The 259-nt window shown below is 61.8% G+C and carries 1 protein-coding gene; it reads right to left on the minus strand.

Translation table 11 applies throughout. The features are described 5' to 3' along the window. Positions 1-259, minus strand: a 259-nt coding sequence (locus ACN6NG_RS30015) for an immunoglobulin-like domain-containing protein (RefSeq protein WP_474317557.1), incomplete at both ends; no start/stop codon positions are given.

Consider the following 259-nt stretch of genomic DNA (forward strand, 5'->3'; position numbering starts at 1 on the left):
CGGTCGCTTCGTTGACCGATACCTGATCGGCCACGATGGTGACTTTGACCAGGTCGCCCTCACCTGCAGGCTCGTCCGTGACGGTGGTGCTGACGCTGTCCTTGCCCAGTTCCAGTTGCTCGAACTGATCCGCGCCCTTGCCGGTAACGCCAGTCAGGGACTGGGTAATGGTGACCGGGTCGTTGACGTAGACGTTGTCTGGTGCAGTGACCTGAGTCGAACCGGTGGCCTCACCCGCCTTAATGGTGACGGTGGTGCC

This window comes from Pseudomonas sp. TSO6 (assembly GCF_056098905.1).